We start from the raw sequence: 13,786 nt of genomic DNA on the forward strand, positions 1-13,786 counted from the left end.
ACCCGCCTTGTGCGCACTGCGCACTGGGGCGGGTGATCCAGTACGCCGCGGCTTCTCGGCTCAAGCCGTGACGCCTGCGTTTACTGGATGCCCCGCCTTCGCGGGGCATGACGGCGACAGCGAAATCTAAAGCGAGGACCCATGATGACCGCGCACCGCAAATCCAATGGCGACGCCGCCGCCACCTTCGTTCGCCGCCACATCGGCCCGTCGGCGCGCGACGTCACCGCAATGCTGGAGGCCGTCGGCGCCAAGAGCGTGGACGCCCTGATGGCGGAGACGCTGCCGGCCTCGATCCGGCAGACCGCTCCGCTCGATCTCGGCAAGCCCTTGAGCGAGACCGAGGCGATCGCGCATATGGCCGAGCTCGCGCGAGAGAACCAGGTCTTCACCTCGCTGATCGGCCAGGGCTATTCCGGCACGGTTTTGCCCGCGGTGATCCAGCGCAACATTTTGGAGAACCCGGCCTGGTACACGGCCTACACGCCCTACCAGCCCGAGATCAGCCAGGGCCGGCTGGAGGCGCTGCTCAACTTCCAGACCATGATCTGCGACCTCACCGGGCTCGACGTCGCCAACGCCTCGCTGCTGGATGAAGCAACCGCCGCGGCGGAAGCGATGGCGCTCGCGGAGCGGCACTCACGGGTCGAGGCCAAGGCCTTCTTCGTCGACAAGGACGTGCATCCGCAGACCTTAGCTGTGATGCGCACCCGCGCCGAGCCGCTGGGCTGGACCCTGATCGTCGGCGATCCCCTCGCCGATCTCGACAAATCAGACGTGCTCGGTGCGCTGCTGCAATATCCGGGTTCCTCGGGCGCCGTGCGTGACCTCAGGCCCGCGATCGCGACGTTAAAGGCCAAGGGCGCGCTCGCGATCGTTGCCGCCGATCTCCTGGCCCTGACGCTGCTCGCCTCGCCGGGCGAGCTTGGCGCGGACATCGCGATCGGCTCGGCGCAGCGCTTCGGTGTGCCGATGGGTTATGGCGGCCCGCACGCGGCCTACATGGCGGTGCGCGATGCGCTGAAGCGCTCGCTGCCCGGCCGCATCGTCGGCCTCTCCGTGGACTCGCGCGGGATGCCGGCCTATCGCCTCGCGCTGCAGACCCGCGAGCAGCACATCCGCCGCGAGAAGGCGACCTCCAACATCTGCACCGCGCAGGTGCTGCTCGCCGTGATCGCTTCGATGTACGCGGTCTATCACGGCCCCGAGGGGCTTGCGCAGATCGCGCGCAACGTGCATCGCCGCGCCGCCGTGCTTGCCGCCGGCTTGCGCAAGCTCGGCTTTGCGCCGCAGTCGGATAGCTTCTTCGACACGCTCAGCGTGGACGCCGGCGCCAAGCGCGCCGAGATCGTCGCGCGCGCGGCTGCCGAGAAGATCAACCTGGGCGTCGGTGAAACCGCGTTGCGCATCGCGCTCGACGAGACCACAACGCCGGCAACCGTCGAAGCGGTCTGGCGCGCCTTCGGCGGCACGCTTGTTTACGCCGAAATCGACGCCACCACGCGCGAAGCGCTGCCGGAGGCGCTGAAGCGCGGGACCGCCTTCCTCACCCATCCCGTGTTCCACGCGCATCGCTCGGAGACCGAGATGCTGCGCTACATGCGCAAGCTCAGCGATCGCGACCTCGCGCTCGACCGCGCGATGATCCCGCTCGGATCCTGCACCATGAAGCTGAACGCGACCACCGAGATGATGCCGCTGACCTGGCCGGAGTTCGGGTCCCTACACCCGTTCGCCCCGCGCGAGCAGGCCAAGGGCTATCACGCGCTGTTCGCGCGGCTGGAAAAATGGCTGTGCGACATCACCGGCTATGACGCGATCTCGCTGCAGCCGAATTCGGGCGCGCAGGGCGAATATGCCGGGCTGCTCGCGATCCGCGGCTATCATGCTGCGCGCGGCGAGACGCACCGAAAAATCTGCCTGATCCCCTCCTCCGCCCACGGCACCAACCCGGCTTCGGCCGCGATGGTCGGCATGGACGTGGTGGTGGTCGCCTGCGAAAAGAACGGCGACGTCGACGTCAATGATCTCCGTGCCAAGGCAGAGAAGCACTCGAACGACCTCGCCGCGGTGATGATCACCTATCCCTCGACGCATGGCGTGTTCGAGGAGCACATCCGCGAGATCTGCGACATCGTCCACGGCCATGGCGGCCAGGTCTATCTGGACGGCGCCAACCTCAACGCGCAGGTCGGCCTGTCCCGGCCCGGCGATTACGGCGCCGACGTCAGCCATCTCAATTTGCACAAGACCTTCTGCATCCCGCATGGCGGCGGCGGCCCGGGCATGGGCCCGATCGGCGTCAAGGCGCATCTCGCGCCGTTCCTGCCTGGTCACCCGGCGACGCAAGCCGAAGCTCCGGTCGGCCCGGTGTCGGCCGCACCGTTCGGCTCGGCGTCGATCCTCACCATCTCCTACATCTACATTCTGATGATGGGCGGCGACGGCCTGAAGCGCGCCACCGAAATCGCGATCCTCAACGCCAACTACATTTCCACGCGCCTGGATGCGCACTTCCCGGTGCTCTACAAGAACGCGAAGGGCCGCGTCGCGCATGAGTGCATCGTCGACCCGCGCGCGCTGAAGACGACCTCGGGCGTCACCGTGGACGACATCGCAAAACGCCTGATCGATTACGGCTTCCATGCGCCCACCATGAGCTTCCCGGTGCCGGGCACGCTGATGATCGAGCCGACCGAATCGGAGTCCAAGGCTGAGCTGGATCGCTTCTGCGATGCGATGATCGCGATCCGGAAAGAAATCGCCGAGGTCGAGGCCGGCCGCTTCAAGATCGAGGCCTCGCCGCTTCGTCACGCCCCGCACACCGTGCACGACATCGCGGACGACGATTGGAATCGCGCCTACACCCGCGCCGAGGGCTGCTTCCCCGCAGGCACCTCGCGCACCGACAAATATTGGTGCCCGGTCGGCCGCGTCGACAACGTCTATGGCGACCGCAACCTGGTGTGCTCGTGCCCGCCAGTGAGTGATTACGCGGAAGCGGCGGAGTAAGGGATCGTAGCTTCGTAGGGTGGGCAAAGCGACTTGTCCGCCGTAGCTCGAAGAGCGAAGGCGGAAGCGTGCCCACCACCTTTGTGCGCGTTGGAATATGGTGGGCACGGCGCTTGCGCGCCTTGGCCCACCGTACGGCCCCGAACGCGTATCTAGGGTGCAACGAGCGAACGGTTCTTTCGGTCCCACCGCCAAAGCCGTTCGTTGGTGAGAAGCGTACCACCCCACCAGCGCCGAATCGGGTTGCGACGGAGGAAATCCTCCCGGCCTTCAAGGACCGCTTCCCCAAATTCGGTGAGCGATAGCCGGCTTCGGCGAAAGGCGGCGTTGCGGCCTCGCGCATCGTGCGGGGCCAGCGTCGCGAGTTTCGGATCGAGACCCGTGATCACCGGCATTGGGCCGGACCCAAGCCCTTCGAGCAGCGGGCCCAATTCCCATTGATCGAACACGCGCGTTTGCAGCGGACCGTCCGGTTGAAACAGCTCCTTGGTACGGTTGTGCCCCCGCGCAATCAGGTCGAGAAGCCGTGCTTCCGTCGTACCTAGTCCGGTGATTGGTGATGGCAGTTCTGCCAGCAATTGTTCCATCGCAGGCTTCAGGAAGGGCAGCCTGGGGAAATCCCTGCCGAGCAATCCGAAACAGAGCTCCGGCGTTGGCGCCCGGTAGGCTTCCCAGGCCATGTTAGCGATCTCGAAGTCGCAGTCCGCGACCTCCAACTCCCGCACCATACGATCGCGAAGCGCCGTGCCGTCCGCTCCGCGCAGGTCGAAATTGACACGTCGCAATCTCAGACGATCGGTGATCGATGGATGGGACCGCAAATAATCGAGGATCCAGATCAGTTGCAACTGACTATTGGGCTCAGGGTCGAACCACAGCTCGATGAGATCGACGCCATAGGTCTCGCAAAACCAAATCAGGCCTGTCTCCTTGTGGGCGAGACCGGTCTGAGGCAACCGGCCAACAAGATCGGACCAACGCACCTCCGGATCGCCTCTGACATAGCCTCCCGTCAGGTATTGCTCGAGGTGATGCGAGGTAGGCAGTGGCCCCGAAACGAAGCGAAAGATGAACGGCACGACCATGTCGGCGCGATCCGCATGGGCAAGACCGACGCCGGACGAACTGGTCAGGATCACGCGTTTCATCGCGAACGCCCCCAAAACGAAACGGGCACTGACGACGTCGGCAACTCAACGTCCTCAGCGCCCGCTCCTCGCGAAAATTTTTCGCGTTAGGTCTTACTCGTCCGCCGGCTCCTCGCCGTCGGCGTCGCGCTCGGGGGTGCCGGCGAGAATCTGCTCGGCAATCAGGCCGGAGTTCTGGCGGATCGAGGTCTCGATCTTGGCGGTGATGTCAGGGTTGGCCTTCAAAAACGCTTTCGAGTTCTCGCGGCCCTGGCCGAGGCGCTGGCTGTCGTAGGAGAACCAGGCGCCGGACTTTTCGACGATGCCGGCCTTGACGCCGAGATCGAGGATCTCGCCCATCTTGGAGACGCCCTCGCCGTACATGATGTCGAATTCGACCTGCTTGAACGGCGGCGCCAGCTTGTTCTTCACCACCTTGACGCGCGTGGTGTTGCCGACCACTTCGTCGCGCTCCTTGATCGCGCCGATGCGGCGGATGTCGAGACGGACGGAGGCATAGAATTTCAGCGCGTTGCCGCCGGTCGTGGTTTCCGGCGAGCCGTACATCACACCGATCTTCATGCGGATCTGGTTGATGAAGATCACCATGGTGTTGGATTTGTTGATGGAGGCCGTCAGCTTGCGCAGCGCCTGGCTCATCAGACGGGCCTGGAGACCCGGCAGCGCGTCGCCCATCTCGCCCTCGAGCTCGGCCTTCGGCACCAGAGCCGCGACCGAATCGACCACCAGCACGTCCACCGCACCCGAGCGCACCAGTGTGTCGCAGATCTCCAGCGCCTGCTCGCCCGTGTCCGGCTGCGAAATCAGGAGCTCGTCGATGTTGACGCCCAGCTTGCGCGCATAGACCGGGTCGAGCGCGTGCTCGGCGTCGATGAAGGCGCAGATTCCGCCCTTCTTCTGCGCTTCCGCCACCGTGTGCAGCGCCAGCGTGGTCTTGCCCGAGGATTCCGGCCCGTAGATTTCCACGACGCGCCCCTTCGGCAGACCACCGATCCCGAGCGCAATGTCGAGCCCGAGGGAACCCGAGGACACCGCCTCGACATCCATCGACCGGTCGTTCTTGCCGAGCTTCATCACCGAGCCCTTGCCGAACTGGCGCTCGATCTGGGAGAGCGCGGCGGCCAGAGCTTTACTCTTGTCCATGGAAGATCCTTCGACGATACGCAGGGCAGTGTTGGACATTGGGTCGTGCTCCTTATGGCGAGGATTCGCTAGAGGGACAAACGATTGGCGGGGCGGGCCGGCGATAAAAGTAATGTACCCCATTTGTTCCAAGTTCGCAATATGTTCTTTCGCGGATTTTGGCGCTGGCCTGTTTCCGGCGACATTGCCCTGGTTTGAAATGACACGTGGCCTGTTTTGTTCTGGGCAACCATACGGTGTATTCACGGGCGGAACACGCCGTCATATATTACCGAAGTTTCCCGGTTTTGGCACGATCTGCATAGACGCCAATTCTAACCGGACGCATGCTTACCCCTCTAGATTGTGGAGGGTGAACCATGATCGAGCGGCTCATCCAGGCGGGCATTGTCGCGGTAGGCGCCATCAACACCGGCCTAATCGTCTGGCTGATCCTGATGATTTGAGGCCGCCTCAGTTGGCGGCCTCTTTTCCATCCAGCTTCTCATCGATGTAGGCCCGCGCTCCCTTTGAGGCCGCTCTAGTGGGAGCCATTCCTGCGAAGCGATCTCCTTGCCCGATCCTGGGATAAACAATCCATTCCCATTTTTCTTCGGTGAGTGGCCGGCCATAAAGCCGCCGTCCGGTGCGGTCCTATAGTGGCCCTACTTCGCATCTGCGAGTGGCCGGCATCTAACCGGCGGGTTTTTCTTTGTCCTCGTGCGGCTGCTCGCCACGGTTTTCGGCAGTCTGCTCCGGATCCCCGGGCTTCTTCCCGGCCATGTTCCCAGGATTGAAATGGTACTTGCCGTCCGGATTCTCGCCGGGCTGCTTCTCATTTGGATTTTTATTGTTGTCGTCGGCCATAAGGCTGTTCCTTTAGAGGGAGGAACAACATGCAACAGGGCGGGCAATCCCTTAGAGTCTGTCCGGAAAGATTACCTTGGATTGCATAGCTTTCGCAGCATGAGTCGGATGGAGGCCAGCTTGAGAAAGGCGAGCGCCCTGTGATTGAAGCATTCCCAATCTTTGGACAGTCTTCGGCATCGCCCGAGCCAGGCAAAGGTACGCTCGACGATCCAGCGTTTGGGCAAGACGACGAAACGGTGAGCCTGATCGGAGCGTTTGACGATTTCGAGGTTCACGCGCTTCAGAGCGCTACGCAGCCCCTTCTGGAAATGTGGCCCTTGATATCCGCCGTCGGCGTAGAGCTTCAGAAGAAAGGGATAGAGGCCGAACAACGTTGCCATCAGGAGCACGCCGCCGTCGCGATCCTGGATGTCCGCCGCATGCACGATGGCGTGCATCAAGAGGCCTTGCGTGTCGACGAGAATGTGCCGCTTCTTGCCCTTGATCTTCTTGCCCGCGTCGTAGCCATGGAGATCATGAGGCCCCCTTTTTCAGCGCTTTTCACGCTCTGGCTATCGATGATGGCGGCGGTGGGAGAAGCCTCGCGCTCGGCCCTTTCGCGACATTCGATGCATGTTTCGCGGGATCGTGAGCAGCTTTTCAGCAACTCAGCCCGCTTCGGCCGACAACTCAACCGGCTTAGGAACTGCCTCGTCAGTGAACGAGGAAGGCCGATGCCCACCCAGAGATTGTCGATGCGCCGGATCAAAGAGGTTCTCCGCTTAAAACATGTTCAAGGCTTGCCGGAGCGAGCCATCGCGCGCACCTTGGGCATCAGCAACGGCGCCGTGCACAGCTATCTACGCCGAGCCGGGGCTGCCGGGCTGAACTGGCCGTTGCCGGCCGGAATGAGCGACGAGGACCTGGAGCTGCTGCTTTTCCCGGCGCCGAGGCCTGCGTCGCAGAGCCCCCAGCGGGCCGTTCCCGACTGGGGCTATGTCGACAAGGAGCTGCGCCGACGCAACGTGACCCGTCGGCTGCTGTGGGACGAGTATCGCGCCACCCATCCCGATGGCTTCGGCTACACCTGGTTCTGCACGACGTACGAGGCCTGGAAGGGGCGAGCCCGGCCTTCGATGCGGCAGACGCATCTGGGCGGCGAGAAGGTTTTCGTGGATTTCGCCGGCGACACCATCGACGTCATCGATCCCTCAAACGGGGAAGTGCAGTCGATGAAGCTGTTCGTCGCGGCGATGGGCGCCTCCAACTATACCTATGCCGAGGCCTGTCCAAGCGAGGGGCTCGCCGACTGGATCCGGGTCCACATCAATCTTTTCGCCTTCCTCGGCGGCGTGCCGACATTCGTAGTCTGCGACAATCTCAAGGCCGCCGTCACCAATCCCGACCGCCACGATCCCGGCCTCAACCGAACCTATGCCGAGATGGCGAGCCATTACGGCACGGCCATTCTCGCAGCCCGGCCGCGGCGCCCAAAAGATAAGGAAAAGGTCGAAGTTGCGGTGCAAGTCGCCCAGCGATGGATTCTGGCGCGGCTGCGCAACCAACGCTTCTTTTCGTTGGCGGAGCTGAACGCAGCCATCAAAACACTCGTCGTCGAACTCAATGCAAGGCAGATGCGCGACTTTGGCGCCAGTCGCGCCGAACTGTTCGCCGAGCTCGACAAGCCCAAGCTTACAAAGCTGCCGGACCAGGCTTACGCTTTCGCACGCTGGAAGCGATGCCGGATCGGCCCCGACTATCATATCGAGATCGATGGACACTGGTATTCCGCGCCGTATCGGCTCATCCGTGAGCTTGTCGACGCACGCATCGATGACAGAACGGTCGAGATCTTCCACAACGGCCGCAGGATCGCCAGCCACGCCCGCGCGCCCAACCGGCGGGGCCACACCACCATCGCCGACCATATGCCCAGCGCCCATCGGCGCTACGGTCAATGGACGCCCGCCGGAGTGATCGTCGCCGGCGAGCGGATCGGTCCGTCGACCGCCGCCTTCTTCCAGGCCGTGATCGCGGCCCGGCCGCATCCCGAGCAAGGCTTTCGCACCTGCCTCGGCATTCTGTCACTGGTCAAAAGCTACAGCGCGGAGCGCGTCGAAGCGGCCTGCCGGCGCGGCATTCTGATCAAGGCGCGATCCGTCGCCTCGATCCGCTCCATCCTCCAGAACGGTCTGGATCGTACCTTTCTCGACGAGCCCTCCGAACACCAACCCCTGCGCCACGGCAACATCCGCGGCCGCGATTATTTTCACTGAAGCCAAGGAGACCTGTATGCTCAACCATCCCACCCACGAACGCCTGATCGAGCTCGGCTTGAGCGGCATGGCCAAGGCCTTCGAGGAGCAGCGACGATCGCCTGATCTCGAAGCCTTGCCGTTCGAAGATCGCATCGGCCTGCTGATCGACCGGGAAGCGGCGGAACGCGACACCAGGCGGCTCACCACGCGCCTCAAGCTGGCCTCGCTCCGCCAGAATGCCTGCGTGGAGGACGTCGATTTGCGCACGCCGCGGGGTATCGACCGGGCCGTCTTCGCCAAGCTCGCCAGCGGCGACTGGATCGATCGCCACGAGAATTTGCTCATAACCGGGGCGACCGGATTGGGCAAAAGTTGGTTAGCCTGTGCCCTCGGCCACAAGGCCTGCCGAGATAATCGCTCGGTCCTCTATCACCGCGTCCCAAGATTGTTCGAAGCGTTGGGGCTCGCGCGGGGCGATGGACGTTATGCCCGCTTGCTCAAAACCCTTGGCCGCGCCCAGGTTCTGATTTTGGATGATTGGGGATTGTCGGTGCTCACCGCTGCCGAGCGGCGCGATCTACTGGAAATCCTTGACGATCGCCATGGCCGCTCCTCCACCATCGTAACCAGCCAACTCCCTGTGGACACATGGCACGAAGTTATCGGAGATCCCACGCTAGGCGACGCGATTCTGGATCGCCTCGTCCACAACGCTCACCGCCTCCAGCTTGCTGGCGAAAGCATGCGAAAACGCAACGCCAAAACCATCACCCTTGACGAGCAGCCAGAACGCTGACCCTATCACCGCCTCGGCCGGAGCGAGGCTGCTCACGATCGTCTGAATTCGGCGCTCATGATCGCGCGAAATCGCTGCTCACGATCACTGAAATATGCAACATTCGACATAGAGGGCGTGATGAATTTTATCGAGCGTGCCGTTCCAGCTCCACAGATCGAAGTAGCCATACAGCGTCGAGCGCGGCGGCAGGTCCTTGGGGATCGCGCGCCACTGGCAACCTGTGCTCAGGATGTACATCAGCCCGTTGGCAATCTCGCGCAGGTCCACCGTACGCTTGTTGCCGCCGCGCTTGGCCGGCGGGATGCGAGGCGCGATCAGCGCCCACTCCTCGTCGGTCAAGTCGCTCGGATAGCGCAGGCGGCTGCGGTCGTAGCGTGCACGGTTCTCGGTAGTCCACATTGGCGGCGCGTCCCCATCGAATCAGGCCGCTCACCTTGAATCACAACCGATTCATTCGACTCAACATGTTTTGGAACAGACACTTAGTTCCTACCAGTGGCCTACTTTGCAATCCCGAGTGGCCTATTTCGGCAGTACCCGGATGCTGGCCTGGTTTCCGAGCGCGGTGGCCTAGTTTGATTTTCGCGGTGGCCCGATTTGGATTTGAAGAACGGACCGCAAACGAATGTGTTCCGCTAAGCGAACATGAGGTGTAGAGTTTCGTAGAACTTCTGTGCCCCTTGAAAATTTTAAGCAGAGCGAACTTTGTGACAGGAGGAAGTCATGAAGCGCTTCCGATTCAAACCGGATAGAGTGCTTGGAGAGCGGCTCATCAAGGAAGCCAGACTAGCGCGAGAAAAGGCAGAACAATTGCAGGCGGCCCCAGAGCAAGAGGCTCTTTTGAAGAAGGCCCACGAATCCGATGTCGCCGCCCGCATTGAGGAATGGTTGAAATCATCCGGCTTGCAGCCGCCGAAGTAAGCCCGTCGCGTTGACTCCGCTGGTTCTCGAAACAGCGGGCCAGCGGGCCAGCGGGCCATGCAAGATCATCTGGTTCAACTTGAGAAGCTGCGGAAGGACGCGGCGGAGTGCGCTCTCATCCGCGACCGACGCCGCTAAGCGCGAACTATTCGACCGCCTCGCAAGTCATCTTACAGTCCTGGCCGACCAAGTTGAAATGGCGATGCTCGAACGGAAGACCGGTTAAGGCCGCCTCAGTTGGCGGCTTCTTTGCCAGCTTCCCGGCGAAGCTTTCGCAAAAGGATTTCGATGTAGCCTTCCAAGTCAGCCACGCTGTCAGCCGACAATCCCTCCGGGAAAAACGCGCAAGCTCGCCATTCATAGAACCACGGAAAAGAAGTGCCCTAATCCGCCTCTGCGCGTGTGAAACGATCTCGTCTCCTGCCCGTATCTATTGGGCTGGGGGATTTCAATGCCCAGTTCGACGCAGCGCCGCCACGCATCCATTTGAGCTTGGTCGCGTTGTGCCGTTGAACCTTCTCGTCATCCATTCGGACTGATCAATATCCGGGATTTTGCTAATCCCTCTCGGGGCTGGAACGCCGCCGCCTGCGCTTCATTTCAAGCGGGCGGCGTTTTCATTTCATTTGTGGCCTGATCTCCACTGAGCGGCGCCGATAGTTTCACACGACTGTCATGGCACGTTCCTAGCCCGCCCTATTCGTGAGAGCGCGGTATTTTGGTCCGACTGGTGCATCCGCACACCTCCGCTGACGAGGCGCACAGGATTGCCTTCGGCTTTTCACCGCCTGACGACCGGTACTTTGCAACGCGCTTGAGGGATGGGTTGGGTGAACGCGGGCGGACGCCCCACCGGTCAAGGACCGAGCGGCAGCAGCGCGCCGGGCAAGCTGCGGATCAGGTCGGCTTCGGGACATGCCGCGGCGAACGCAAGGCGAATGCGGCTCTTGGTCTCGACAACCCGGGCGGCGATTTTCAAGAGCCGAAGACGCAGCGTCGCGAACTCGGCAGTGGCCAATTCCCGGACTTTGGGAATGGCGTCGCGCACGGTCAGCATCAGCCAATAAGCGGCGGTATGGAGAACGAGGCGGACTTGATTGGCGAGCGCCGAACGGCAACTGGTGCGATCGGAGGCGAGCTGCGTCTTATGCAGCTTGATCAGATTCTCGGCTTGGCCGCGCGCGCAATACAGGCTGTCGTAGATCCACTCGGCCGAGCCGACATCGAGGCTGGTGACGACGAAGCGGATGTCGAGGCCGAGCATCGTCGCCTCAATACGGGCGACGGTGCGCCGTTCGCGATCCCAGGACTTTGCCTTGTGGCGCGTCTCGGTATAGCCGCGCAGAACAGCTAGGTTCTCGATGGCGCGTCGGGTGCGGATATCGTCGGCGACCTCGTCGACTTTTCTGGCGAGCGGCCTGGTACCGGACAGACCGAAGATGTAGTCGATGCCGTTGTTCTCGCACCACGTCATCGCCTCCGGCCGAGCATAGTGCCCGTCGCCACGGAACGTAATTCGCGTCTTGTGCCATCGCGTGCGGATGTGCCGCACCAGGCGGCGCAGATGGGCACGCACCTCGACCCCGCCAGGCGTCTTGCCGGGCCGCAGCACGACCGCCACGGGCCGGCTCTTCTCCGTGTCGTAGACGTGGATCGGCAGGAAGCAGCGTTCGTCATAATGAGCGTTGAACAGCGAGAGTTGCTGATGGCCGTGGACGACATCGCAGGTGTCGTCAATGTCGAGCGTGACGGATGCAGGCTCGCACGGATAGCTATCCATCCATGCATCGACCAGGGTGTAGGTCAGGCGGATCACGTCGCGCAGGCGGGGAGCATTCTCCAGCCGCGACAGCGTCGGTTGGGAACACAGATCGCGACCGCTGTCTGGTAGCCGTCCACAGGCCAGCTTGAATGCGGGATCGGACCGCAGATGATCGAGGTCATCGGCGTCCTCGTAGCCGCAGCAGATCGCGAACATGCGAGCGCGAAACATATCGACAAGGCTGTGCACGACCCGCGTCGGATCGCGCCGATCCGGGAACACCCGGGCCAAATTGTTGGCCAAACCGAGACGTCGCTCGGCCATCGCAAGAAGCATCACGCCCCCGTTCGAGGTCAGCCGACCGCCATCGAAGGCAGCTGTGACTTTCTTGGCGTGAACGGCTGGAAACGAGAAGGGTAGACTCGTATCATCGGTCATGGCGGGCGTGGCGCTCGCGGTGGAAGGTGATGGGGTTGGCTTCGCAACCGAATCCTACGCTTCATCAGCGCTTTACACCACGCTCGCCAGCCTCTCAGGCGCCCTCTGACGAATAAGACGGGCTAGCATTGTCATGCGACGGGGGTCCGGCGCGCGGCTCTCCGTCCAACCTCGGCCTAGACCACCAGATGGGCGGAGAGCTCGCCGACCTCCTGAACCATGGCGGCACGCCCGGGTTAGCTCGGCATGTGTCGCATCTGGTATTTTTCGCCTTCCTCGCCGTGACCGGGATCGGCTTCGTATTTCTGGTCACGATAACCCGCTTTGTGGGCGGATGAAGCAAGGCCGCCTCAGTAGGCGGCCTGACGGGAACGGCTCTCGACCAAGGGATTGAGATTCCGGTCTGTGGCGCGACACTCTCGCGCCATCCACCCGGAACGGTCCATCGTACAATGCGCGCGTTGGCGATGGGCCGGGTCTCGTGAGGCCGCCTCGGTTGGCGGCCTCTTTCGTTTCGTGAAGTCTTCCTTCCGCCAAGGAAGCCCCTCCGTACCGACTGGTTGATCCCGATAGATCATCTTGAAGATGCTCGCCGGATCCATGCCGCGCCCGTTCTTTCTGCTTTGGCGACACGCCCAGCTCAATAACATGGCGCTTAGTTGCGGCGGAGCGTGCTGTCCGCATTTGAGCCGTTGTGTCCCAAGTTGAATTCGTCAGTGTCCTAATTCGTAAAAGTTCCGAATGGCGGGACAAATTGAGGACTCGCTAATCCCCTGATCCGAGCGCACACTTTCACCATCACCGCCCGGATCGTGGCTACCATCGGTGACGAGAACGCTCCATCACAGCGCTCCCGCCCCCTCGAACAGGGAGCAGCGCCTTGCAAAGACGGCAACGCATCAGACAATCCGTATCTCTTCAGGACAGGCTGCGGGTCTTCGCTGACGATATCCGCACCCGGGCGGCAGAGCTTTCGCCAGGCGTTCTGAAGGATGATATGCTGAGGAAAGCCCGTCAGGCTGACACTGCATGTCACCTCGAAGAGTGGGTCAATTCCTCGGGTTTGCAGGCACCGAAGTAAGCTGAGCATCAATGGCTCAGTATTTTTTCGACCTCAGGTCGGATGGCATCTTCTCGCAGGACAAAGATGGCGTCGAACTGCTGGACGCCGAGGCGGCACACGATATGGCGCTCGGCGCACTTGTCGATGCCGCCCGCGATGCGGTCATGGAAGGTTCGACGGGCCAGCATTTCGCGGTGGAAGTTCGTAACGGAACTGGCCGTGTTCTCGAAGTCACCGCCATTTTCAATTCCAGGATTTTCAGCAAGCAATGATAACGCCGCCTCAGTGGCGGCCTCTTTCACTTGAAGACGTCGTCTTCGCAATCAGCCGAAAGCTCGCGTCAAAGGCCGATAATCTGGCTAGACAGGCGAATAGTCCTTCGGCAATCCCGTAACAAGTACTGCCCCCACGACG

General features: G+C 62.2%; 10 protein-coding genes and 2 pseudogenes. 6 read left to right on the forward strand and 6 right to left on the reverse strand.

Annotated elements, in window-relative coordinates; genetic code table 11:
* Positions 1-144: 144 nt before the first annotated feature.
* Positions 145-3,012, forward strand: a complete 2,868-nt coding sequence (gene gcvP, locus HAP41_RS32765; protein ID WP_166105647.1) for an aminomethyl-transferring glycine dehydrogenase — start codon at positions 145-147, stop codon at positions 3,010-3,012.
* A 152-nt stretch (positions 3,013-3,164) separates the two neighbouring features.
* Here gcvP and HAP41_RS32770 read toward each other — a convergent pair whose 3' ends face one another.
* The 4 genes and pseudogenes from HAP41_RS32770 to HAP41_RS32785 all read right to left on the reverse strand — a co-directional run.
* The gene (locus HAP41_RS32770; RefSeq protein WP_166091097.1) at positions 3,165-4,160 is read right to left on the reverse strand and encodes a hypothetical protein; all 996 of its coding nucleotides are present in this window, start codon (positions 4,158-4,160) and stop codon (positions 3,165-3,167) included.
* Positions 4,161-4,253: 93 nt separating this feature from the next.
* A complete protein-coding gene (recA, locus tag HAP41_RS32775; RefSeq protein WP_014494106.1) occupies positions 4,254-5,342 on the reverse strand; it encodes a recombinase RecA in 1,089 nt (362 codons plus the stop codon).
* 633 nt (positions 5,343-5,975) lie between these two features.
* Positions 5,976-6,149, reverse strand: coding sequence for a hypothetical protein (locus tag HAP41_RS32780; RefSeq protein WP_166091088.1), 174 nt, complete (start codon positions 6,147-6,149; stop codon positions 5,976-5,978).
* Between the two features lie 71 nt (positions 6,150-6,220).
* Positions 6,221-6,771 (reverse strand): annotated as a pseudogene (locus HAP41_RS32785) (IS5 family transposase); the annotation flags it as partial.
* A 94-nt stretch (positions 6,772-6,865) separates the two neighbouring features.
* Here HAP41_RS32785 and istA point away from each other — a divergent pair.
* A complete protein-coding gene (istA, locus tag HAP41_RS32790; RefSeq protein WP_166091080.1) occupies positions 6,866-8,407 on the forward strand; it encodes an IS21 family transposase in 1,542 nt (513 codons plus the stop codon).
* Between the two features lie 16 nt (positions 8,408-8,423).
* Complete coding sequence (istB, locus tag HAP41_RS32795) at positions 8,424-9,185, forward strand: IS21-like element helper ATPase IstB (RefSeq protein WP_166091074.1); 762 nt, start codon at positions 8,424-8,426, stop codon at positions 9,183-9,185.
* A 99-nt stretch (positions 9,186-9,284) separates the two neighbouring features.
* Here the strand turns inward: istB and HAP41_RS32800 are convergent.
* A pseudogene (locus HAP41_RS32800) lies at positions 9,285-9,587 on the reverse strand (transposase); the annotation flags it as partial.
* Positions 9,588-9,911: 324 nt separating this feature from the next.
* Here HAP41_RS32800 and HAP41_RS32805 point away from each other — a divergent pair.
* Positions 9,912-10,109 carry a hypothetical protein gene (locus HAP41_RS32805; protein ID WP_063982347.1) on the forward strand — a complete coding sequence of 66 codons (198 nt, stop codon included), beginning with the start codon at positions 9,912-9,914 and terminating at the stop codon, positions 10,107-10,109.
* A gap of 856 nt (positions 10,110-10,965) precedes the next feature.
* Here HAP41_RS32805 and HAP41_RS32810 read toward each other — a convergent pair.
* Positions 10,966-12,309, reverse strand: coding sequence for an IS1380 family transposase (locus HAP41_RS32810; protein WP_166091063.1), 1,344 nt, complete (start codon positions 12,307-12,309; stop codon positions 10,966-10,968).
* 188 nt (positions 12,310-12,497) lie between these two features.
* Between HAP41_RS32810 and HAP41_RS32815 the strand changes: the two genes are divergently transcribed.
* Together HAP41_RS32815 and HAP41_RS50785 are read left to right on the forward strand one after the other, a co-directional pair.
* The gene (locus HAP41_RS32815) at positions 12,498-12,647 is read left to right on the forward strand and encodes a hypothetical protein (protein WP_166091055.1); all 150 of its coding nucleotides are present in this window, start codon (positions 12,498-12,500) and stop codon (positions 12,645-12,647) included.
* 754 nt (positions 12,648-13,401) lie between these two features.
* The gene (locus HAP41_RS50785) at positions 13,402-13,644 is read left to right on the forward strand and encodes a DUF6894 family protein (RefSeq protein ID WP_063982346.1); all 243 of its coding nucleotides are present in this window, start codon (positions 13,402-13,404) and stop codon (positions 13,642-13,644) included.
* Positions 13,645-13,786: the final 142 nt, after the last annotated feature.

It is taken from the genome of Bradyrhizobium barranii subsp. apii (genome assembly GCF_011516635.5).
Lineage (GTDB): Bacteria > Pseudomonadota > Alphaproteobacteria > Rhizobiales > Xanthobacteraceae > Bradyrhizobium > Bradyrhizobium barranii.

Excerpts from the sequence above, each read along its gene's own strand:
- gcvP (WP_166105647.1), top strand. The coding sequence starts at position 145 with ATGACCGCGCACCGCAAATCCAATGGCGACGCCGCCGCCACCTTCGTT.
- HAP41_RS32770 (WP_166091097.1), bottom strand. The coding sequence starts at position 4,160 with ATGAAACGCGTGATCCTGACCAGTTCGTCCGGCGTCGGTCTTGCCCAT.
- recA (WP_014494106.1), bottom strand. The coding sequence starts at position 5,342 with ATGTCCAACACTGCCCTGCGTATCGTCGAAGGATCTTCCATGGACAAG.
- HAP41_RS32780 (WP_166091088.1), bottom strand. The coding sequence starts at position 6,149 with ATGGCCGACGACAACAATAAAAATCCAAATGAGAAGCAGCCCGGCGAG.
- istA (WP_166091080.1), top strand. The coding sequence starts at position 6,866 with ATGCCCACCCAGAGATTGTCGATGCGCCGGATCAAAGAGGTTCTCCGC.
- istB (WP_166091074.1), top strand. The coding sequence starts at position 8,424 with ATGCTCAACCATCCCACCCACGAACGCCTGATCGAGCTCGGCTTGAGC.
- HAP41_RS32805 (WP_063982347.1), top strand. The coding sequence starts at position 9,912 with ATGAAGCGCTTCCGATTCAAACCGGATAGAGTGCTTGGAGAGCGGCTC.
- HAP41_RS32810 (WP_166091063.1), bottom strand. The coding sequence starts at position 12,309 with ATGACCGATGATACGAGTCTACCCTTCTCGTTTCCAGCCGTTCACGCC.
- HAP41_RS32815 (WP_166091055.1), top strand. The coding sequence starts at position 12,498 with ATGGGCGGAGAGCTCGCCGACCTCCTGAACCATGGCGGCACGCCCGGG.
- HAP41_RS50785 (WP_063982346.1), top strand. The coding sequence starts at position 13,402 with ATGGCTCAGTATTTTTTCGACCTCAGGTCGGATGGCATCTTCTCGCAG.